The 19,026-nt window shown below is 69.0% G+C and carries 16 protein-coding genes and 3 pseudogenes; 14 read left to right on the forward strand and 5 right to left on the reverse strand.

Annotated elements, in window-relative coordinates; all coding sequences use genetic code 11:
- Positions 1 to 54: 54 nt before the first annotated feature.
- A complete protein-coding gene (locus ACZ51I_RS14940) occupies positions 55 to 795 on the reverse strand; it encodes a class I SAM-dependent DNA methyltransferase (RefSeq protein WP_468875552.1) in 741 nt (246 codons plus the stop codon).
- 703 nt (positions 796 to 1,498) lie between these two features.
- Here ACZ51I_RS14940 and ACZ51I_RS14945 point away from each other — a divergent pair.
- Positions 1,499 to 1,777 (forward strand): GlsB/YeaQ/YmgE family stress response membrane protein, encoded by a 279-nt coding sequence (locus ACZ51I_RS14945; RefSeq protein WP_467185656.1) that lies wholly within the window; start codon positions 1,499 to 1,501, stop codon positions 1,775 to 1,777.
- A 902-nt stretch (positions 1,778 to 2,679) separates the two neighbouring features.
- Here the strand turns inward: ACZ51I_RS14945 and ACZ51I_RS14950 are convergent.
- Positions 2,680 to 2,964, reverse strand: a complete 285-nt coding sequence (locus tag ACZ51I_RS14950; protein WP_468875555.1) for a hypothetical protein — start codon at positions 2,962 to 2,964, stop codon at positions 2,680 to 2,682.
- A gap of 305 nt (positions 2,965 to 3,269) precedes the next feature.
- Between ACZ51I_RS14950 and ACZ51I_RS14955 the strand changes: the two genes are divergently transcribed.
- The 3 genes from ACZ51I_RS14955 (at position 3,270) to ACZ51I_RS14965 (ending at position 5,843) form a co-directional block, all read left to right on the forward strand.
- The gene (locus ACZ51I_RS14955; protein WP_384149285.1) at positions 3,270 to 3,497 is read left to right on the forward strand and encodes a hypothetical protein; all 228 of its coding nucleotides are present in this window, start codon (positions 3,270 to 3,272) and stop codon (positions 3,495 to 3,497) included.
- A gap of 48 nt (positions 3,498 to 3,545) precedes the next feature.
- Complete coding sequence (locus ACZ51I_RS14960; RefSeq protein ID WP_468875557.1) at positions 3,546 to 4,535, forward strand: cyanobactin maturation protease PatG family protein; 990 nt, start codon at positions 3,546 to 3,548, stop codon at positions 4,533 to 4,535.
- Between the two features lie 369 nt (positions 4,536 to 4,904).
- Positions 4,905 to 5,843, forward strand: a complete 939-nt coding sequence (locus tag ACZ51I_RS14965) for a S8 family serine peptidase (RefSeq protein WP_468875559.1) — start codon at positions 4,905 to 4,907, stop codon at positions 5,841 to 5,843.
- A 66-nt stretch (positions 5,844 to 5,909) separates the two neighbouring features.
- On the opposite strand, the pseudogene ACZ51I_RS14970 reads toward ACZ51I_RS14965, so the two are convergent.
- Positions 5,910 to 6,179 (reverse strand): annotated as a pseudogene (locus tag ACZ51I_RS14970) (transposase); the annotation flags it as partial.
- A 935-nt stretch (positions 6,180 to 7,114) separates the two neighbouring features.
- On the opposite strand from ACZ51I_RS14970, the gene ACZ51I_RS14975 reads away from it, so the two are divergent.
- The 6 genes from ACZ51I_RS14975 (at position 7,115) to ACZ51I_RS15000 (ending at position 15,064) form a co-directional block, all read left to right on the forward strand.
- Positions 7,115 to 7,522, forward strand: a complete 408-nt coding sequence (locus ACZ51I_RS14975) for a hypothetical protein (RefSeq protein ID WP_468875561.1) — start codon at positions 7,115 to 7,117, stop codon at positions 7,520 to 7,522.
- The gene (locus ACZ51I_RS14980; RefSeq protein ID WP_468875563.1) at positions 7,519 to 11,307 is read left to right on the forward strand and encodes a type VII secretion system-associated protein; all 3,789 of its coding nucleotides are present in this window, start codon (positions 7,519 to 7,521) and stop codon (positions 11,305 to 11,307) included. The genes ACZ51I_RS14975 and ACZ51I_RS14980 overlap by 4 nt, the downstream gene beginning before the upstream one ends.
- A gap of 493 nt (positions 11,308 to 11,800) precedes the next feature.
- Positions 11,801 to 12,148, forward strand: a complete 348-nt coding sequence (locus ACZ51I_RS14985) for a hypothetical protein (RefSeq protein WP_468875565.1) — start codon at positions 11,801 to 11,803, stop codon at positions 12,146 to 12,148.
- A 248-nt stretch (positions 12,149 to 12,396) separates the two neighbouring features.
- A complete protein-coding gene (locus tag ACZ51I_RS14990) occupies positions 12,397 to 13,332 on the forward strand; it encodes a hypothetical protein (RefSeq protein WP_468875567.1) in 936 nt (311 codons plus the stop codon).
- Positions 13,333 to 13,421: 89 nt separating this feature from the next.
- On the forward strand, positions 13,422 to 13,871 hold the full coding sequence (locus tag ACZ51I_RS14995; protein ID WP_468875569.1) for a hypothetical protein: 450 nt from the start codon (positions 13,422 to 13,424) through the stop codon (positions 13,869 to 13,871).
- 188 nt (positions 13,872 to 14,059) lie between these two features.
- Positions 14,060 to 15,064 carry a hypothetical protein gene (locus ACZ51I_RS15000; RefSeq protein WP_468875571.1) on the forward strand — a complete coding sequence of 335 codons (1,005 nt, stop codon included), beginning with the start codon at positions 14,060 to 14,062 and terminating at the stop codon, positions 15,062 to 15,064.
- Here ACZ51I_RS15000 and ACZ51I_RS15005 read toward each other — a convergent pair.
- Together ACZ51I_RS15005 and ACZ51I_RS15010 are read right to left on the reverse strand one after the other, a co-directional pair.
- Positions 15,024 to 15,265: pseudogene (locus tag ACZ51I_RS15005) on the reverse strand (ATP-binding protein); the annotation flags it as partial. The gene ACZ51I_RS15000 and the pseudogene ACZ51I_RS15005 sit on opposite strands and share 41 nt — an antisense overlap.
- A 171-nt stretch (positions 15,266 to 15,436) precedes the next feature.
- A complete protein-coding gene (locus tag ACZ51I_RS15010; protein WP_468875573.1) occupies positions 15,437 to 15,991 on the reverse strand; it encodes a hypothetical protein in 555 nt (184 codons plus the stop codon).
- Positions 15,992 to 16,267: 276 nt separating this feature from the next.
- Between ACZ51I_RS15010 and ACZ51I_RS15015 the strand changes: the two genes are divergently transcribed.
- The 4 genes and pseudogenes from ACZ51I_RS15015 (at position 16,268) to ACZ51I_RS15030 (ending at position 18,748) form a co-directional block, all read left to right on the forward strand.
- Positions 16,268 to 16,642 (forward strand): DUF8189 domain-containing protein, encoded by a 375-nt coding sequence (locus ACZ51I_RS15015; protein ID WP_468875657.1) that lies wholly within the window; start codon positions 16,268 to 16,270, stop codon positions 16,640 to 16,642.
- Positions 16,643 to 17,356: 714 nt separating this feature from the next.
- Positions 17,357 to 17,578, forward strand: a complete 222-nt coding sequence (locus ACZ51I_RS15020; protein ID WP_468875575.1) for a hypothetical protein — start codon at positions 17,357 to 17,359, stop codon at positions 17,576 to 17,578.
- 65 nt (positions 17,579 to 17,643) lie between these two features.
- Positions 17,644 to 17,934, forward strand: coding sequence for a hypothetical protein (locus ACZ51I_RS15025; RefSeq protein ID WP_468875577.1), 291 nt, complete (start codon positions 17,644 to 17,646; stop codon positions 17,932 to 17,934).
- Positions 17,935 to 17,976: 42 nt separating this feature from the next.
- Positions 17,977 to 18,748: pseudogene (locus ACZ51I_RS15030) on the forward strand (IS5 family transposase).
- Positions 18,749 to 19,026: the final 278 nt, after the last annotated feature.

A 19,026-nucleotide genomic window follows, 5' to 3' on the forward strand; every position in this document is an offset into this window, starting at 1 on the left:
TCCCGAAGAAGTTCAAGACAGGCACGACCAACGTTGATGGCCCAGTGGCCGACCTCAGGCCGGCTTGCGCCACACGGAGACGTGCTTCGCGGAGTCCTGGGTGAACGGAGACCCGTCCCAGTCCGCAACGCGACGTTCCAGCTCGAGCCCCGCGATCCGTGCCATCAGGTCGAGCTCCGCCGGCCAGGCGTACCGGTGCCGGGAGTTTTCGCGGCGGTAGTGGCCGTCGTCGCCGTCGCGGGTGAAGTGGTGCGAGACGAGGATCTGCTCGACCAGGTCGAAGGTGTCGAAGCCGAGATGCTGCTGCGAGACGTCGAACGGCACCGCGACCTGGCCGGGCGGCAGAAGCCGCAGCGGCGGCACGCCCAGCTCGATGACGAATCGGCCGCCGGGCTCCAGATGACGTGCGGCGTTGCGGAAGCACTCGACCTGCTCGTCCTGCGTGAGCAGGTTCGTGATGGTGTTGTAGACGAGATAGACCAGAGTGAACCCGCCTGGAACGACAGTGGTGGCCATGTCCCCGATGACCACCGGGAGGGTGTCCTCGTCGATCTTGCGCCGCAGCACCGCTGCCATGTGCTCGGACAGTTCGATGCCCACCACCGGCACGCCGCGTTCCCGGAGCGGGACACCCACGCGTCCGGTTCCGATGGCGAACTCCAGTGCCCGGCCGTCTCCGGCGAGCCCGGCGAGGAAGGCGAGGGTCGGTCCGAGAACGGCAGCCGAGGACGCTTCGGCCTCCTCGGCGTCGTAGCGGTCGGCGGTTGCGCGGGTCCACAGTTCACTGCTCGTCACGGGTGGCCACTTTGCCGGGTGCCGAGAGGCGCTGTCGACGCATTTAGGTTCTCCGCGGCGCAGCGTGCACCGCCCACAGTTCGTCCTCGCCTTGCCAGGACTTCGACCGAACCACCCGCACCCCGGATCATCAGTCCCGAAGCCAACCACCTTGAAGATCATTTCGTTAGGAGTTCTTATGGCCCGGCACCATCCGTCGCGTGGCTCGGTCCCGCCGGGGCCGTCCACGTCGGCGGCTCGGCCATGGCTCCCAGACGCCGGGCGAGGGCAGTCTCGATGTGAAACCTCAGCGCGTGGCGCGGCTGTCCCGCCTCGTACGGCCGCTGGTCTACAAGGTTCGGTTCGTCGTCCACCCCTGCACAACGAGCGAGGTGCTACCCGCGCTGTCGGCCGATCAAAGGCAGACGCCCGGAGTTGCCTGCCCCCTCCCGAGTTCGGGGCCCGTGCCGGCAGCTTGCCCTCGATGCCCTTCATTCCGCCCTCGGTCCGCTCGGCGAACGCTTCGCTCACCCGCCGGTGGGGCCGTCAAAGAAGCGGCCCTGGTACCCATGGAGAGAACTGGCTGTTGCAGAACGCGGAAGCGAAGTGCTTGCACCGGCTTCGTACTGTCGAGCATCCGATCGCATGAGTGGGGAGTTTGAAAACACTGTCGCGGTGCAGACGACCCCTGACAGCAGCTTTATACATCGAGGTAGGAGACGTCATGGGCATTCTGGCTTGGATTCTCATAGGACTGCTCGCGGGCCTCATCGCCAAGGCGCTCATGCCGGGCAAGGACCCGGGCGGCATCATCATCACCATGCTGATCGGCATCGCGGGCGGCCTGCTCGGCGGCTGGCTCGGCAAGGTCATCTTCGGAGTCGACTCCATTGACGGCTTCTTCGACCTCTCCACCTGGATCGCCGCCATCATCGGCTCCGTCATCCTCCTCGCCATCTACCGGCTCGTCACCGGCAACAAGCGCCACCACAGCCACGCCTGACCCAGACTTCCAACCGCATACGGCAAAGCGGCTCCCCCTCTGCGAGGGCGGAGCCGCTCTGTATCCCACGCACACTGCGCACCGTCCGGTACCCGGGGCGGTCGCGGGGTCCCAGGCGGGAAGCCTGCGCTCGGCCACTGATGAGCACAGGCGTAGGAGCGATCAAGGCCCCGGCCTCCTCATGGAGGTCGGGGCCGTTTGCCGTGGCGTCTTGCCGGCAGCCTGGGGGAGAACCCGCCAGGGCACTCCTCCCCGGTGGGAGTGGACCTCCAGGGGCCCCGGGTGCCGTCGCGTCCACCGTGAGCCTGGCGACCGCGCGGTGGTGCTTGAGGCGATTGATCTCGCCCTCCGTCGTGTGGCGCTGCTTGTGGTCGGACGTGTCGAACTTCGTCGGCCGGCCTATGCGGGGAACGCGCCTCTCGCGGTTGGCGATCTGGTCACGCTTCGCCAGAACTCCCCATGAGTCTGGCCAGGACATCCACGGCGCCGCTGGTGAGAGCCAGGACCGTCCGACCGAATTGGGCGTGATGAACCCTTTCATGCCGTGGAACGGGGCGCGTCAGTCGCCCGTGCTCCAGTGGATGCCGCCCTATAGCCGCTTCCCTCAGGGAAGTCGACGTACAGGGGGTGGCGGTGACGCCCTCAAGCTCGTCCCGCGCGAGCATGGATGCCGCCTCCTTGAAGGCTGGCAGGGTGGTGATGCCCAGGGCGCCCACCCGTCCCATGGATGTGTGGATGCGTCCCACGCGGGGCGCGTCGCAGGGCACGGCGTCCCGGAACATCGGGTCGCGGAAATCGACCGAGGTGACATCCGCCAGGCGGCGGACGAGATGCTCCGCTTGGACGCCATCGTCGGGGCGGCCGGACTGTCGGCCCTGCCATGACGCGGACGCGACGGGCGCCTACCATCCGAGCGGCGGATCGGCGACGCATTGGTCGTAGTACTCCCAGCAGGCCTGGCTGCACCGCTGCCACTCGTAGAAGTTGTCCGCCAGAGGTTCGCAGTCGCGCAGGCAGTTATCCACGCGCTGGTTGCAGACGATCAGCTGTTGACGCTCCTCCTCGCTGAAGCTGGGCACGATCCGCTCGGCAGCGGCGCGGCGCAGGATCTGGGTGGGCTGGCCTGTCGCGTACCGGCCAGAGATCCGGCGGACGGCCGCCTCGGCGTGGAAACCGGGGGTGGTCATGGTTTCGCTCCCGTCAGGGTGATCCGGACGGGCAGGCCGCGCCGACCGCAACTCGGCCGACGCCCCCGAGCGAGCAGCCCTCACTGTTCAGGTTACGCGCAGGGTGCGCGCGCCAAGGTGCACGACGGAGCGGGCTGGCGCAGTCTGGAATCAGCGCGAGTGTGTGTGAGTCCTCGTGCCCAACTGCCCATCCCCCGCCACTGTCCGTCCCGGATGATCTCCGTTTGCACCTGGTCGTTTGCGGGCGGTTCTCCCGGCCGGGCTGCCGCGGACCGCGACCGCCGCCACCCGAGGGGGTGAGAAGGATGACCGAGGGTGAGAAGCAGGACGGCACCGCCCGGGCCGGCGAACACCGCCCGCACCGGGTGCGCCTTCCCGGCTTCGTCACGGACGAGTCCATCGGACTCGGGGACGCCGTCAAGCGCGTGACGAGCACGATGGGGGTGAGGAAGCCCTGCGGCGGCTGCGAACAACGCGCGGCCGCGCTCAACAGATGGCTGGTGTTCTCGACGGGTCGCGGTCACCGATCGTGAGGCCCACGGCCGTACGGCACGAGCCCCGCAAGGCGCAAGGAGTCACCCATGGACCACCCGCAGGAACCCCCAGCGGACCTCCCGACAAGTTGCCCGACAGATCTCCCGGCGGACCTCCCGGCCGGTCCCGCGACGGACTCGCCGATCGCCCAGGAGTACCCAGCGCATCCGGACCCAGCCCTGGAGCTGGCCGCCACTGAGGCCGCCATCGTCCCGACGTGTGCCGAATGCGGGGCCGCGCGGTCGGAGCAGGTCACCCCGGATACCGCCAACAACTACGTGTACGTGATCGGCCAGGTCGACTTCCGGGCCCCGAGCCTGGCGGTCGAAAAGGAGGTCGCCCAGGCGGTGGCCCGGTCCGCGAACGCGAACATGACAGACCGGCAAGCCGTCTGCGCGGCCATCGCGCGGCCGGAGAACCGTTACCTCGCACGGCAGTTGTGCTACGTGCTGAGCGTCCAGGGCATGGAGACGTACATCCTCCGGCCCCGGGATCCCGTGGACTTCGACCGGCTCGTCGAAGCCGTCCGCCCCGAACCCAAGGGCACCGATCTGGATGTGGTCATCGGACACCGGGGGCCGCTCGCCCCGCCGTCGCTCTGCAACGGCCTGACCCTCCCGGTCGTGGCCTTCGAGCAGGTTTACTCCTTCACAAGCGACGAGCTGATCGCGGAGATCGGCAAGCCGGAGGGGACGAGCGACGAATGGTTCACCCGGTCGTCCAACGAACTGTTGCGCCGTGTCATGCAGTTGGGGGATAACGCGGGCGACACCGACGAGCACCGCGCCATCAACTACCTCGCGGTCCGGTACCCCCGCATCTATGAGAAGACTGTGGAGGCCTTTGCCGCCGACGCGGGCCTCAGCGGGGTCTTCTTCCGCGAGTCCCGGCTGAGCGGTGCCCGCCGGGTCCTCGACGTCGTGCTCTCCTACACCGGCCGCCAGACGGACGTAACCGAGAAGTTTTTCGTCCGGGTGGACGTGACCGAAGTCTTCCCGTTCCTGGTGAACAAGCTTGCCCCCTATTACGACCGTTGATCTGTGCCGCCCGACCGGCGCCGGACCAAGGAGGTGTGAGATATGAGTGTTCCGGGCTTCACCGCCGAATCGGCGCTCCAGCGGACCGGTGGACACTATCGGACAGCCGACGGTGGCCGTGCCGGCCGCCGCGTGTCCGCCGTCATCCCTCAGGACGATTCGGCGGGATTCTGCAGCATGGTGGAGTGCCCCTTCATCTGCCGCTCGGCATGCCGTGGCAACCCCTACGGCTTCCGGTGCCGGGAGTGCCTGAAGGACTGCCGCCAGGGGTGCACCAATCCCGGCTCCGACGGTCCGTCGCACCGCGTCGCCGTGAACGTCTGGTGAGCACGGCCTGCCCGAGGATGACGACACACCCAGGACGGTGCGATGGCGGAACCGCTGGAACAGACCGGGCTCGCGCGCCTGATGGCGCGCGGCGCCGGCCGGCCGGAGATCGTCGTGGCGGTGGTCGACGGCCTCGTCGCCCTCAGCCACCCGGGACTCGCCGGCGGACAGCTGCGTGTGCTGCCCGGCGGGACCGGCGGCCAGGGCAGGCAGGGTGACGATACCTGCCGCCCGACTGGCGACGACGCATCCTGCCGCCACGGCACCTACGTCGTCGGACTCCTCGGCGCCGACCGGACCTCGCGGCCGCCCGGCATCTGCCCGGGCTGCACCTTTCTGCTGCGCCCCATATTCGGGGCGGCTCGCGTCACCGGCCGACCCGCCTCTCCTACCGTCCCGGTCACCCCGGCCGCGCGGCCGGAGGACCTCGCTGCCGCCATCGTCGAATGCGTCGACGCTGGCGCCCGGGTGCTGAACCTGAGCGTCGCGCCCGACCGCCCCTCAAGCACGGACCACCGCGATTTGGAGTGGGCGCTCGACCACGCGGCCAGCCGAGGCGTGATCACGATCGTGGCCGCCGGGAACCAGGGCGTGGTCGGCACCTCCGTCCTCACCCGCCACCCGTGGACCGTCCCCGTGGTCGCGTACGACCGGCGGGGCCGGCCGATGAACCTCTCAAATCTGGGCGGTTCGATCGGCGCACGCGGCCTCGGTGCTCCGGGCGAGGGAGTCGTCGGCCTCGGCGTCGACGGCCGCCCGCTGGCGGTCACCGGCACGAGCGCGGCCGCCCCGTTCGTGGCCGGCGCCGTCGCACTGCTCCTGTCCGCCTTCCCCGCCGTCCCGCCCGCCGACGTCCGGTCAGCTCTCCTGCTTACCGCCGTCGGCCCCCGCCGCACGGTCGTCCCGCCCTTCCTGGACGCCTGGGCCGCGTACACGGCACTCGCCCGCACCGGCGACGCCCTTCTCCCACACAGACCGTAGGCGGCCTGGTCGAGCCGGCAGCGGGTCTCGCCGCAGCGGATGCGACCGTTGATCTGGTTCCGGGATCGTGCAGGCAATGCCGCGTCGCCGCAGGTAGGTACGGATTTGGCGGGCCGAGAAGCCCTTGTCCGCGACCACACGGTCGGGCCGAGTGCGAGGGCGTCTTGGCCCAGGCCGGGCGACCTTGATCCGGGCCATGACCGCCTCGAACTGGGTGCAGTCGTTGACGTTCCCGCCCGTGCCCGTGAACGCGAGCGGGCGGCCCTGGTCGTCGCAAGCCAGGTGGATCTTGCTGGCCCGGGCCGGCTGCGGCCCCAGTGCGGCGGGCGCGTTCAGAAGGCGCTGAACGGCCCGGGAGCGGTTTGCGAGTCTGAGGCGACGTCGGTGCCAGCGCCATCAGCGGAGGATGGCAAGGAAGCCGGAGTCGCAGAAGGTGACCCGCGAGGTGTCCAGCGAGGCCCGTGTAGCCGTGGTCGGCGGCCGAGGCCAGCAGAGCCCACAGCGGTGCGGTGCTGGAGCGGTCGATGTTCCCGGCGAGGCGGACGACCAGGGTGTTGCCGAGGGTGGTGCAGGAGTCGATAACTATGAGCCGGGCGCGGTGTCCGCGCCCGAGGCGTGCACGGTGGGAGGGGTGGGGGCGGCGAGGATCGCGGGCAGTATCGGGGCGGTGGTTGAGGTAGTCACATCCCCATCAACGCCTTCCGCCCGGGGCCGGGAAACGGTGCCCTTTCACCCCATGTGACCAGCGCCGATCCCCGACAAGAGAGAAAGATTCCATCCGGACGAGGCATGTGGCCGTCTGGGACGCACCTACTGCTTCCAAGATCTTTTCCAGGCTGAGACCACGTCCGATGTAGTGAAGCGGCCGGTGTGCAGATCTCGGAGAACAGCTCGTCTTCCCCTGAACTGCACCGACCAGCTCGTCGGACGCCAAGGGGGCCGTAAGCGGCATCTACCCGTTCCGCAAAGCCGACCATCTGGCAGCGTGACTCGTGCAACCCCGCTTCCCATCGCCTCAAGCAGGGGGCGCGCCATCACCATCCACTACGACAAGGGTCCGACTGCTACTGCGCCAGCGCTCGCATCACGCTCGGCAGACGCTCCCTGGGGCGCCCCGGCCATAACCAAAACGGGCGCGTTCGCCCGGGGCTGCGGCCCCGGTGACGTGCTGGGGGAGTGGCTTCCCACAGGAGCCGGCACTACCGTGGAATGGCGAGGACCTGCGTGGTCCCTTTGGGACCGCGTCGTTCGAGTGGAGCGGGGGATCGCTTATGGATGCCAGCCTGACCGCAGCGGAGATCACGCCCTACGTCGTCACCGCGATCAGTACCTACGGGACCGCCGTACTCACCCGCGCCAGAGACCAGGCAGCGGACGCCACCGTGTCGCTCGGGCGGGAGATCCTGCAGAGGTTCACGCGCCGCAATCGGCGCCGGGCGGAACTCGAATCCGCCGTCCGAGACGTGGCAGAAGACCCTCAGGACGCGGATTCCCAGGCGGCCCTGCGAGGCCAGTTGCGCCGCATTCTCGAAGCCGAGCCCGAGCTGGCCGCCGAGCTCGCGACGCTGCTCGCCCAGTCGGGCGCCCGCGTCGCGGCGACCGGCGAGCGCGCCGTGAGCGTCGAGCAGATGTCCAACAGTGCCATCGTCACCGGCGACAACAACCGGATCAACAGGTGACCTCCGAGCCCTCGCCCACAGGTGGTCGCTGGGTCGCCGCCGAGCACATCATCGATTCCGTCGTGGTGACCGGCGACGGGAACATCGTCATCTACTACGCCGACGGCGGTCACGCAGAACCCGCCGCGCCCCGCTCTCGCGCCGATGCCGAACGCTTGCTCTTCGGCCCTGAACCTATCGCCCCGACGTCACGGCCCTGGACCTGGCTGACCCCCGAGGCCGCACTGCACCCCTTGGTGAGCCGGCCCGAGGAAGCGGACCTCGTGGAGTGGGCCCGCGAGGGCCGGGGCACCGTGGCACGGCTCGTCTGTGCCCCCTCCGGCCAGGGCAAGACCACCCTGGCGCGCCAGGTCTGCGCCCGGCTCAGGGACCTGGGCTGGACGGCCGGCATCCTCGACCTCGAGCGCGCCTCCGCCCCGCACACCGTCGGCGCGGAGGCGATGGTCGGCTCACTTTCCCGGGCGGCCCGCCGCTGGGACCGGCAACTCGCCGCCGTCGCAGCGCTGCCCCGTTTGTCGGGACGGGCCCTTCTCGTGGTCGACTCCGCAGAAGTACACCGGTCGCGGATCGAGGAACTGCTTCACACCATCACAGAACTTCCCGCCATGCACGAGGTACCACTCGTCAAGCTGCTCCTGCTCGCCCGGGACACCGGAGAGTGGTGGGAGGAACTGTCCATCGGCAGCCACCGCCATCACTGGATCGAACGACGAGTTGTACGGCTGCCACCCCTCACCGAAGGGATGGGGGCCACCGAACTGGGCGCGCTGTGGCGCGACGCGACCGGCGGATTCCTGCAGGCCGCGAAGCAGGCCGGCATGAGCGTGGCTGCAAGCTCGGCGCAGGGGATCGGCGGCGACCGCCCCACCACCGTCCCCACCACACTGCATCTGTACGCCGCGGCGTTGCTGCGCGTCCTCGACACCGTGGAAGGCCGGACCACTTCGCTGCCCGATCGGGAGCACCCGATCACAGGGCTGCTCGAACGTGAACAGCGTTACGTGGCAGGCGTACTCACCGCCACCGGTGTCCCCGTCAGCCACGAACACGCGCGTCTACTTCTCGCCCTGGTCTGCCTGCACGCCCCGCCGGACGAACCGTCCGCCCTGCGGACTCTGCGCCGCATCGACAAGACGACACCGGACAGCAATCTCGCCAGGATGGCGAGAGAACTCCAGGTCATCTACCCAGACGGTGACCGCTCGCTCTGGAGGGCACCCGGGCCGGACCGCCTGGCCGACTCGGTACTGCACACATTGGCGGCCGACAGCCGCTCAGACGGCGAAGCCGAGCATCTGTTGCGCGCCCTGTGCGCCACGGACGACTGGTTCGAAGGCAGGCACTGCGCACGCGTCCTCATCAGAGCACTGACGACGGCGGACGAAGAACCCACCACCTTGGCGGAGGTCTCCCGCTGCCTCGGCAACGTCGTACGCACCCTGATCCTCGAACACCCCCGCGGCTTTGCACCATCAGCGCTGGACACAGCCCCTGAAAGGTTCGAGCAGCAGATTCTGGCAGCGGTCGCAGCAGGAGGCACAGCCTCTGACATGTCCCGCCTGGCCTTCCCCGAACTGGAGGCACTCGACCTCCTCCTCGGTGCCGCCCCGGCCGGCAACAGCCGGACGAGGATTTCCCTCGCGATCTCCGACAAACTCCTCCACTCGGAGCGGCTGGCATGGCTGGGCACGGGGCCCTGGCAGACGAGCGACCGACTGGCGAGACTCGCCCAGCACGCCCGCGACCTGCGACGGATCGACGACGTCCAGGGCGCCTCCCGTGCCGCGGAGGAAGCAGTGGCCCTGGTGCGCCGGATGTGCGAGACCGGGGAGGCAGCGGCCAGTGGACACATCACCTTACGAATATCCCGGGCGAGCGGCGATCTGGCCACGGCCGGCCGGAACGACGCCGCGCTCGTACTCAGCACCGCGGCGGCCGAGAGCGCATGGGCGACGCTGTCTTCTCCCGACCCTCTGGACACCGCGCAACGTGCGGCAGTCTTGAGCCGACACTCCCAGCGGCTGTTCGACGTCGGACAGACCGCTGCCGCCGCCAACTGCTCCGGTGAGGCGCTGCAGCTGTACCACGACGCCGCAGAGAGCGACCCCGGCCGCCACGACCTGGAGCTGACCGCGGCCATGGCCGACTACGGCATAAAGCTCCGGGCGGTAGGGCGCCCACAGCAGGCGGCACCGCATCTCGCCGAAGCGCTCTCCGCCTACCGGCAGCATCTCGCGGTCGACAACCGGCCAGGCACCGGGTACGGCCTCGTGAGGACACTGCGCTCGTACGGAGCTGTCCTCCGCGATCTCGGCCGGGCAGACCAGGCCATCCCCCATGTAGAGGAAGCGGTGAACGTACAGCGGGGACTTGCCGCGCTGGACCCCGACGCCGTCCTGGACCTGGCGGCCGCGCTCGGCCAGTCTGGGGCGACGTTCGCCGAGACCGGTTCCGCCGAGGCCGCGCGCCGAGACTTGGAGGAGGCCGTCGACATACTTCGCAGCCTGCACGGCGAGCCGCGGGCAGCAGGGGAACTGGCGAACGCGCTGGCTAACCTCGGTGCATGGCACGGCGAGTTCGGCAACGCGGCGCACGCAGTGAGCCTTCTCGAAGAAGCACTGGTCCTCAAGGAGGACCAGGATCCGCAGGAAACGGTGGACGGCATCAAGACCACCGCGCACAATCTGTCGCTTGCCCTGCGCAGAGCGGGGGAGGACGGACGGGCGCGGGAGGTTCGCGCCCGATACCGCCTGGACACCCGGCAGGAAGAACCGTCCATGCCAGGCATACGAACCGCTGATGAGGTCAAGGCCGAGATCCCGCCGGTCACCGAGGAGATGAGGGCCGCTGCGCGACGGATGCCCGGAGGGCATCTGTACGCGGTCGACCCCGCCTTCGACCCGCAGGGCGAGGTACCTGGGCACGGTGTCCGAGGCGCGTTCCGCATCGACGCCGACGGTGAGATCACCGACTACATGGCCAACGAACGCTACCGCCCCACGCCTGTCGCACTCTGCTTCCCACCGCCTACGGATGCCGTGGACGAGGCCGTCCAGCTGGCCAGCACCGGCTATGGGTCCCAGGAGGCGGTGGTGCAGGCTCTCGAGCCCGCGACGGTCGCGGTGGCCAGCTCGGCCCTTTCCAGGAAGATGTTCCGGAGAAAACCCAGCGAGACAGCCATCTTCACCGCACCGATTCACGTGCCCGATGGGGTCGCGACCACCCAGATGTCCGGCGCGGAGCTGCTCTCGGCCCTCTCCCCGCAGGCTGTGATCCACATCAACCCGGGCTCCCCGGGCGCCTACCGCCTCAAAAGATCCGACGAGACCACGCCCCCTCCCGCACCCGCCAAGACACCCCATCCCACCGCCCCAGCGTCCTCACCAGCATCCTCTCCCCCCTCCGCCCTCGCTTCCCCGCCCTCAGCCCCTCCCGAGGACCAGATCGCCCGGCTGTGCGCCCTGCACGCCGCCGGTGAGCCGGTTCTGGGGCAGCTCACGGCCGCTTTGTGCACAAGCCGCGTCTGGTATGTCACAGGAGGTGACGAGAGCCGCGGTCTCGTAGTTGCTCAGGTGTACGACGGCCGCTCCGTCGTCTTTGTCTACAGTTCGCGCGTGTACGCTCCGGCCGGCGACGGGCTGGACTTCATCGAAGGGAGTCGGCTGTCCGAGGCGACAATGAGCGACCTCCTCAAACAGATCCCTTCCTCCACCTACGTAGTGATCAACAACGAGGGCCCGCATCCGCTGCAGATCGCGGCCTCTGCACTGTTGGCCTACGGCTGAAGCACGCCACAGCTGGTCACTTCAAGGAGTTGAGGCTGCCCGGTCTGATCGCGGCGAGTAGCTGGGAGGGACTGGCGACTGTGTCCCGTCCCTGGTTGGGCGATGATCTCCAGCCATGGCTTCAGCCGATCGGCAGCGCGACCCTGGAGGATCGGCGAGACGCCTCCAGGGTCGGCTCGCGTAGACACCCGATCCGGCGGTTCTGCGGCCTCCACGCCGCGTGTCAGCATCGGTTGAACCGGAGCAGGGGGAACGCCGTCGGGAATCTTCGGTACACCTGACGGCATGAAGCTGAAAGACCTCAGCCCCCAGATGAAGCGCCGCCGAGCCGGCGGTCTCGGCTACGGCTACGACCGCTTCCGCATCGACCCGGCCGTGGCCCCGCTTCAGTGACCGGACGACGTCCTGGAGCAGTTCCTCTACGCCTTCGGCGACGACGACTACTTCGTGACCCCTACGGCAGCAGTGACCTGGGCGAGACCACCCCGCCCCCGTGGGCCGCGTCGGACAGCTCACCCGCCCGGCCGGGCGGGTGTCCTTCACCGCGGCCACCGACACCGTCCGCGCGTCCCGCGTGCAGTTGTCCGGCGCGGAGACGATGCACGAACTGAACGAGACGCTCCGCGCGATCACCGAAGGCATGCACGCCCACCTCACCGGCCCCGGCGTCGCACTGGAGGTCACGCTCGGCCATCGGCAGGAGCTCCCGATCCACGCGGCCCACACTGCGGGCCTCACCCGGCTCTTCCGACGCGCCGCCGGCACCATCGGCGCCCGCAGCACGCCGGGAGGCGGCCGGTGCTTCCAATGCGACGGCACCGGGCTTGCCCAACCCCTGTGAGAGCCGGCTGCCGGGCACGCGTGAGCGGCACACAAGAACAACGCCCTCGCCCCCATACCGCCTTCTGGGCAGCCCGGGGCGTGGGCGGCGGCGGTGCCGTTCGTGGGCACGTTTCGAAAACCTTCGAAAGGCTGTCGGGCCGGCGGGCCGCCCCGCGAGACTCCTCGGTACCGGGGCAGGCCGCGACCGGTTCGCGGCCGGAAGGCATCGAGCCCTGGTAACCCACGTATGTCAGGAGCACATCAGTGATGAGGAGAGCGTTCTCCCGACGGCCGGGCCGGATCGGCCGGCGTCGGCTGACGACCACGGCGCTGGCGGGGACGGCCCTCCTCCTCGCCGTCACCGGCTACGTAAGCGCCGGGGCACCGGCAGACGAGGGCGGAGCCGCGGCACCAGCGGGGACCGCCGCCACCACCGCCGCTGGGCGGAGCCTGCTGCACGACGCGGAACAGGAACTCCAGCGCCGGTGTATGACGGCGGCCGGGTTCCGGTACTGGGCCAAGCCCGAGAACCCACTGCCCGAGGCGCGCGACTTTCCGTACGTCGTCGACGACGCGCAGTGGGCCGGGCGGTACGGCTACGGCAGCGTCCTCGAACCGCGGGTCGAGGCGCTCCGCCGCCAGGACCCGAATCGGGTGTACGTCGGCGGCCTGCCCCAGGAACGCCGCCACGCCGCCGTGACCGCCCTCAACGGCACCACCGACGGGCAGGAGCTGCGCGCCGAACTGCCCGGCGGCGCGGTCGTGGGACACAACGGCAACGGCTGCCGGGTGACGGCCTGGCGCGCCCTGTACGGAGACGCCGCCGACTGGTACGCGGCGAACACCCTCGTCAGCAACCTGGGCGGCATCAGGCGGCAGCGGGTCGCCGCCGAACCCGGGTTCACCGCAGCCGTACGGGCCTGGTCGGCGTGCATGCGCGAGCACGGCTTCCCGTACCGGACCCCGCGCGAGGCCAGGGACGCCTTCCTCGGCGGGAAGAGCGCTCCCGACAGGGCCCGTGAGGTGCGCGTGGCCGTCCGGGAGGCGCAGTGCGCACACGACAGCGGCCTGGCGGCCGTCGCCCAACGCCTCGACCACCACCACGACCGGGAACTCCGTCGTGAGCACCGCACCGCCGTGGAGCGGGTGGAGCGGCTCCGGGCCGCCGCCCTGCCGCGGGCGCGTGCCGTACTGGGCCGCTGACCGGCGGTCCGCCACCCCAGGACCCCCGCGCGCACCAGCGCGGGTCGCTCACCCCTGCACCGACAGCCGACATCACACGAGGAGAGTCCATGTCCAAGAACCGCATCACCCACCTCATGGCCACCGCGCTGGCTACGGCCACGATCAGCCTGTTCCCGGCAACGGCGCATGCCGAGACCGCACCGACGGCCGGTACCGTGGCGGCCGGGGCCTCCACCGCGGCGGCCGACGGCTACCTGTACGCGTGGGAGCACTCGTGGAAGGGCGGCCGACAGGCCACCTGGTCCGACGACAGCGGCAACTGGGCCGACCGGAACATGCGCAACCAGGCGTCGTCGGTGCACAACAACGGCTTCGCCGGCGCCTACGAAGACGTGCGGCTCTTCTGGCACACCGACCAGAGCGGGGCCTGGTACTGCCTGGGCAACGGCAGCTACCTGATGGACATGCGCTACGACCGCTTCCCGTACAACGGAAACGGCGGCGGCGAGCCGCTGAACGACAACATCTCGTCGCACGACTGGGTCAACGCCTGCTGACCACCCCCACCGCACACCGGGCCCGACCGCTCACCGGCCCGGCCCCCTGCCCCCGCCGCCCGCGCGGCGGGGGTTTCGGTCGTTCTCCCCCACTATCCGGCCAACGCCCTTCCGCAGAGGAGCTGTTCCCCTAGGCTCCCAGCCGACCGGGACGACCGGTCACCCAGGGGACCCATCGGGGGATGGCCATGCCCAAAGAACCGACCGTGCCCATCGGCCCCACGGAAGACCTGCGACTTTCGGTCAGCAGGCTCCCGGGCACGACGCTCTTCTCCCTCATCGCCGACACCTTCGGCCACGCCGCCCACGGGATGCCACCGGAGTGGCGGCGCGTCATCCGGGACACGGCACCTCCCGCGGCCGCGGCGACCCTGCAAGCACTGCTCACCTCCAGCCATCCTTGGGCACCCGACTCGCTCGCCCTGACGTCGGGCGTCGGCACCGGAGGCGGAACGCGCACCGCGACCTCGATCACCGACGAGCTGGACCGCATCGAGCCGGACATCCTGCTCCGTGAGGTGGAGCACCGGTTCGGCAGCGCCATCCCCGCGCCGTGGCAGCACGTGGCCGAACGGCCGGGGGAGTTCCTTGACACCTACCGGACCCTCACGCGCGCCGTCTGGGACGCCTTCGCCCCGCTGTGGCACCAGGCGGACGCACTGCTGGGCCGCGAAGTGGAACGCGTCGGGGTCGCCTCCGTCACCGGCGCGCTCGACACGGTCATCAACGACCTCGGCGCCCCTGTCCGCTACGCCGACGGCTGCCTCCACCTGCCGCACCCGTGCCCGCAGCACGCCACCGGACCGGGGCGGCGCCGGTTCGTCCTCGTCCCGCTGGTGTCCGGGTTCGGCGCCTGCACATACAGCGCGGAGGACCCGGACCTGATCTGGGTTGGCTACCCGCTCCCGGGACTGGGCCGGCTCGCACACCGGTCCACCGACCCGCACCCCCCGCCCGCGCAGGACCGCCTCGACCTCGTACTGGGACCGGTCCGCGCCGCCCTCCTGCGCCACGCACGCCGGCGACCGTCCGTGTCGGAAGCCGCGAGTCTCGCCCACATCACCGTCAGCACCGCCACCTACCACTGCGACCGGCTCGCCCGCTCGGGCCTGCTGCGGCGCCTGCGTCACGGCCGGGAGATCCGCCTGTGCCTCACGGATGACGGTGCAGCTCTGCTCGACCTGCTGGCATGAGCGTCATCGGCGGGTCGCGCGGTGCAGTTTCGATGATGTGGCCGCCGAAGGTGAGGCGGTCGACGCCGCGCAGAGCCAGGGCTTGGTGAAGGTCTTGGTCCAGCCGGAGAACCACTCGTTGGAGGCGATGGCCACGCTGTTCTTCTCCTCGCGTTCGGGCAGAACCTGGAAGAGGAGTTCGGCGCCGAGTTCTTGCAGCTCAGTGGCTTATGGCGATGCCGGGCCACTGATATCAGGTGGTGCCTTGTTTCCAGGCGACCGACGTGGAGCGGAATATCCGCAGGTGGCTCACTGTCATGAAGGCGATACATTGCATACGTCGCATTTCAGCCCTCGAGCGTGCTCCATTGATGTGGGCGCCGTCGACTGCACCTAATTGATCTGGATTCTGCCGAGCTGATTATTGGGGACGTTCCTCCAGTGGACCGTTACGGTGGCGTGGTCGTCGGGCTCACCTTCGGCGTTGTTCTCGACGTAGTAGGACTGAGTTATTGCTTCGCCGCGCGGCACGATGGGAGAGGGTCCGGGGAAGCCGAACGCAAGGCCGCCGTCCTGATCGCGGGTGTCCTCACTGGTGCCCTCATAGAAGACGACGCGACCGTATTTAATGGTGATGGACGAATCCGAGTTGATGTAGGCCCGATAGTGAATCTCGACCCTTATTTCCCCGCCGCACTTTGCGGAGTGAGAGAAGTCTTGAGGTAGCGTCCGGACTGTGTTTCTCGTCTCTACGGAGCGTGTGCAATGCCCGTTTTTTCCAAAGTCCTCGTGATCCGTTATTTGAAAGGTGACGCTGCTGATGAGAGTCGCCGTAGGTGGTCGCTGACTCGAGTTGGCGGTTGTCCCCAGTGCGGCAGTGAGCGCCATAGCCATTGCGGCTGGCGCGACCACGAGGGCTTGATTCCGTCTGCGAGATGACAGGTTCATACCTGCTGCCCTCCTCGAACCTTGCCGTCTAGAGGTCTTATCTCCAGTAAAGCCGTTCCATGTCAACTCGTCACCCGGGAGAAACAATTTCTGTTTCAACCTCTACGGGCGTTAGAGGCCCCATCGGTTCCTCTCTACGGGACGGGTGCCTTCTGCTTGAACGCGTGAACCGAGGTATGAAATTGCGGCGTTGTCGTCTCCATAAAGCGTGGGTTCCGATGGCAGACGCGTCCGGGTCCTGGACACAGTCAACGGCTCCGACCGCCTCCAAGGCGCCTGCGGGACACCTGCGTCCGCGAGAACTTCTACCGCGGCACGGACCAGGCCGCCTGGCAGATGAGCCAGACCGACGACTACCAGTCCTTCACCACCGCCGAATCGCTCAACGGACAGATCCTGCAGCGCCCGACCGCCGCGCTGGGCTGGGACGGACGACTCAACGTGTTCGTCATCGGCACCGCCAAGGCCCTGTGGGTCGCGGTACGGGCTGATGAGAACAGCGACGACTACACCACCTTCCAGTCGGTGGGCGGCACCGTCGGCCGGCGAACCCGCCCGCACCGGACTGCAGCACCGGAGCATGGGCAGGAAATCCATGACGAAACACTGCCGGGGCTGCGCCGAACAGCGACCCCTGCGTCACGTCGATGATGCGCGCAGGCGCTGATGCGGCGCGGCCCCGGCCGCGGTGTGACCAGGATCAGGCTGGAGTCGTTTCCTGAGCGGCGCCACCTCCGGTGCCGGCTGAGACGCGATCTAGATGCGAAACAAGGCCGGCCGCCCCGGTTGCCGGCCGGGCAGGCAGAGTTTTCCCTGCTGTACTGGCCTGAGCCCGTACGGAGGCCGACTGGGCCCTGTACGTGTCCGGCTGGCTCAGTCATCGTTACGCAGAGCATGATCAGGAAACTTCCCTACGCTGTCCTCGCAGCCGGAGCGCTCCTTGCCGCAGCCCCCTGCGCACAGGCCGCCCCCGCTCCTGCCCCCGCGCCTGCTGTTGACCTTGGCCTCCCTGTCGTGGGGGGCCTCCTGGACCCCATCGTGGGCAGTTTGGGTGGCGGTGGCCTGGCCAACCCGACCGGCCTGATCGGTGGCCTGCTTCCCAACGGAATTCTTGGCGGTTGACCAATCGCGCCAGGGCTGGCGCGGCCCCTGGCTCCGCTGGTGGTTGTCGGCGGTCCGGGGGAAGCGCCATCCCCCGCTTCCCCTGCCCCGAGCGCGCGGTGAGCAGGTTCCGCGGGCGCGGGACCTGACAGCCCTTGTCACTCTGTGTAGTAATAAGGATACTCAAAGCTATTCTGTCGGAGGTGCCGTCCGCCGCGCGTCCTTGCCGGCCATGGCGGGTCGAACCTTCGAAGGGACATGATGATGAGCACGGTCGGTGTGACGCTGTTCAGCGAACCGGACTTCAAGGGCAAGAGCTGCTTCGTGGAGCCGAGTTCCAGGACCTATGCGCTTTCGGCGACGGGCCTGGACAAGATCGCCTCCGTAAAGTTCACCAAGCCGGCGGAGCAGACCGGTGACCGGTATGGCCCGCAGCCCTGCTTCCTGCGCCTGCACCTGGAGAAGCCGGAGAAGGCAGACGACTAGGCCGTTTCGTTTGGATCAGGGGGTCGGGTACTGAACCGGTCGTTCGTGGGTGGCAGTCTGGGGCGATGAAACCCGGGAACACCACCGCCGTGGACGGCCTGCGGCATCTGCTCAACGAGTGGGATCCGATCGGCGTCGCCGACGATGTGCAGGACGAGTACGACTGCATGGTCGCTCCTCTGCTCCAGCGGCTGCGTTCCGGCGCCGACCAGACCGCGATCGGTGAGTTCCTACGGCACGAGCTGAAAGATCATTTCGGTCTCGACCCTCTGGCCCTGCGGCCAGACGTAATGGCCGTCCGAGTGATCGACTGGTGGACGTCGACCGGCCGGGCCGGTGACGTGACCGGGGCATAGCCGCTCCCTCCCGATCGTCTGATCGCTGGTCTGGATGTGCCGATGACAGACGCGCAGTGGGCACGGATCGAGCCATTGCTGCCGGATCGGACGCCGAGACGGGGTGGCCGATGGCGCGATCACCGCGAAGTGATCGACGCGATCGCGTGGAAACTCCAGACCGGGTCGCAGTGGGTGCACCTGCCCGAGAAGTACGGCAACTGGCGGGGTGTCTACAACCGGCTGCGGATGTGGGCCCTCGACGGCACCTGGCAGCGGGTGTTCACCGCTCTGATAGCGCAGGCGGATGCTGGCGAAGACCTGGAGTGGGTCGTCTCGGTGGACTCCACCATCGTGCGTGCTCACCAGCACGCCGCCGGGACTGACCACGAAGATCCATCTCGCAGCCGACGGCGCCTGCCGGCCTCTGGCCTTCCACCTCACAGGCGGACAAGCCGACGACGCGCCCGCCTTCACGGACGTGATGGCCCGCCTCCGCGTTCCCCGCCCGCTCGGGCGGCCCCGGACCCGGCCGGAGGTTGTGCTGGCCGACAAGGCGTATTCGTCACGTGCGATCCGCGAGCACCTGCGCAAGCGCGGTATCCGGGCAGTCATCCCAGTCCCGGCGGACCAGCGCGGCCACCGGCTGCGGCGCGGCCGCATGGGTGGCCGACCGCCGGCCTTCGACCGCGAGGCGTACAAGCAGCGCAACACAGTCGAACGGTGCATCAACCGCCTCAAGCAGTGGCGCGGCATCGCCACCCGCTACGAGAAGACAGCGACTGTCTACCTGGCTGGACTGCACGTTGCGGGCTTCCTCTGGTCCGCCAGGTGATCCAAACGAAACGGCCTAGTCCGTCATGTCGAGCTCAGGGCACGGCCCCACCACTTTCGGAACTTTCGTCTGCTCGGCGTGGCGCTGCCCGACCGCGCAGAAGGCAGCCGGGCCGCACTCGGTCGCCCATCAGCCGGCCAAGGCGGGTGAGCAGTTTGGGGCGCGCCTCTGGCGACGAGCTGAGGGCCGGTAGGGCGCAGTGAGAAAATCCTTCCCAGGGCTGCGGGGGATTCGGGCAGCCGGTGAGGTGCTGCCAGCTCCGCCGGCGCTCCGGACCC

It is taken from the genome of Streptomyces sp. NPDC034084, from assembly GCF_055575535.1.

Excerpts from the sequence above, each read along its gene's own strand:
- ACZ51I_RS14945 (WP_467185656.1), top strand. The coding sequence starts at position 1,499 with ATGGGCATTCTGGCTTGGATTCTCATAGGACTGCTCGCGGGCCTCATC.
- ACZ51I_RS14950 (WP_468875555.1), bottom strand. The coding sequence starts at position 2,964 with ATGACCACCCCCGGTTTCCACGCCGAGGCGGCCGTCCGCCGGATCTCT.
- ACZ51I_RS14955 (WP_384149285.1), top strand. The coding sequence starts at position 3,270 with ATGACCGAGGGTGAGAAGCAGGACGGCACCGCCCGGGCCGGCGAACAC.
- ACZ51I_RS14960 (WP_468875557.1), top strand. The coding sequence starts at position 3,546 with ATGGACCACCCGCAGGAACCCCCAGCGGACCTCCCGACAAGTTGCCCG.
- ACZ51I_RS14965 (WP_468875559.1), top strand. The coding sequence starts at position 4,905 with ATGGCGGAACCGCTGGAACAGACCGGGCTCGCGCGCCTGATGGCGCGC.
- ACZ51I_RS14975 (WP_468875561.1), top strand. The coding sequence starts at position 7,115 with ATGGATGCCAGCCTGACCGCAGCGGAGATCACGCCCTACGTCGTCACC.
- ACZ51I_RS14990 (WP_468875567.1), top strand. The coding sequence starts at position 12,397 with ATGAGGAGAGCGTTCTCCCGACGGCCGGGCCGGATCGGCCGGCGTCGG.
- ACZ51I_RS14995 (WP_468875569.1), top strand. The coding sequence starts at position 13,422 with ATGTCCAAGAACCGCATCACCCACCTCATGGCCACCGCGCTGGCTACG.
- ACZ51I_RS15000 (WP_468875571.1), top strand. The coding sequence starts at position 14,060 with ATGCCCAAAGAACCGACCGTGCCCATCGGCCCCACGGAAGACCTGCGA.
- ACZ51I_RS15010 (WP_468875573.1), bottom strand. The coding sequence starts at position 15,991 with ATGAACCTGTCATCTCGCAGACGGAATCAAGCCCTCGTGGTCGCGCCA.
- ACZ51I_RS15020 (WP_468875575.1), top strand. The coding sequence starts at position 17,357 with ATGAGCACGGTCGGTGTGACGCTGTTCAGCGAACCGGACTTCAAGGGC.
- ACZ51I_RS15025 (WP_468875577.1), top strand. The coding sequence starts at position 17,644 with ATGAAACCCGGGAACACCACCGCCGTGGACGGCCTGCGGCATCTGCTC.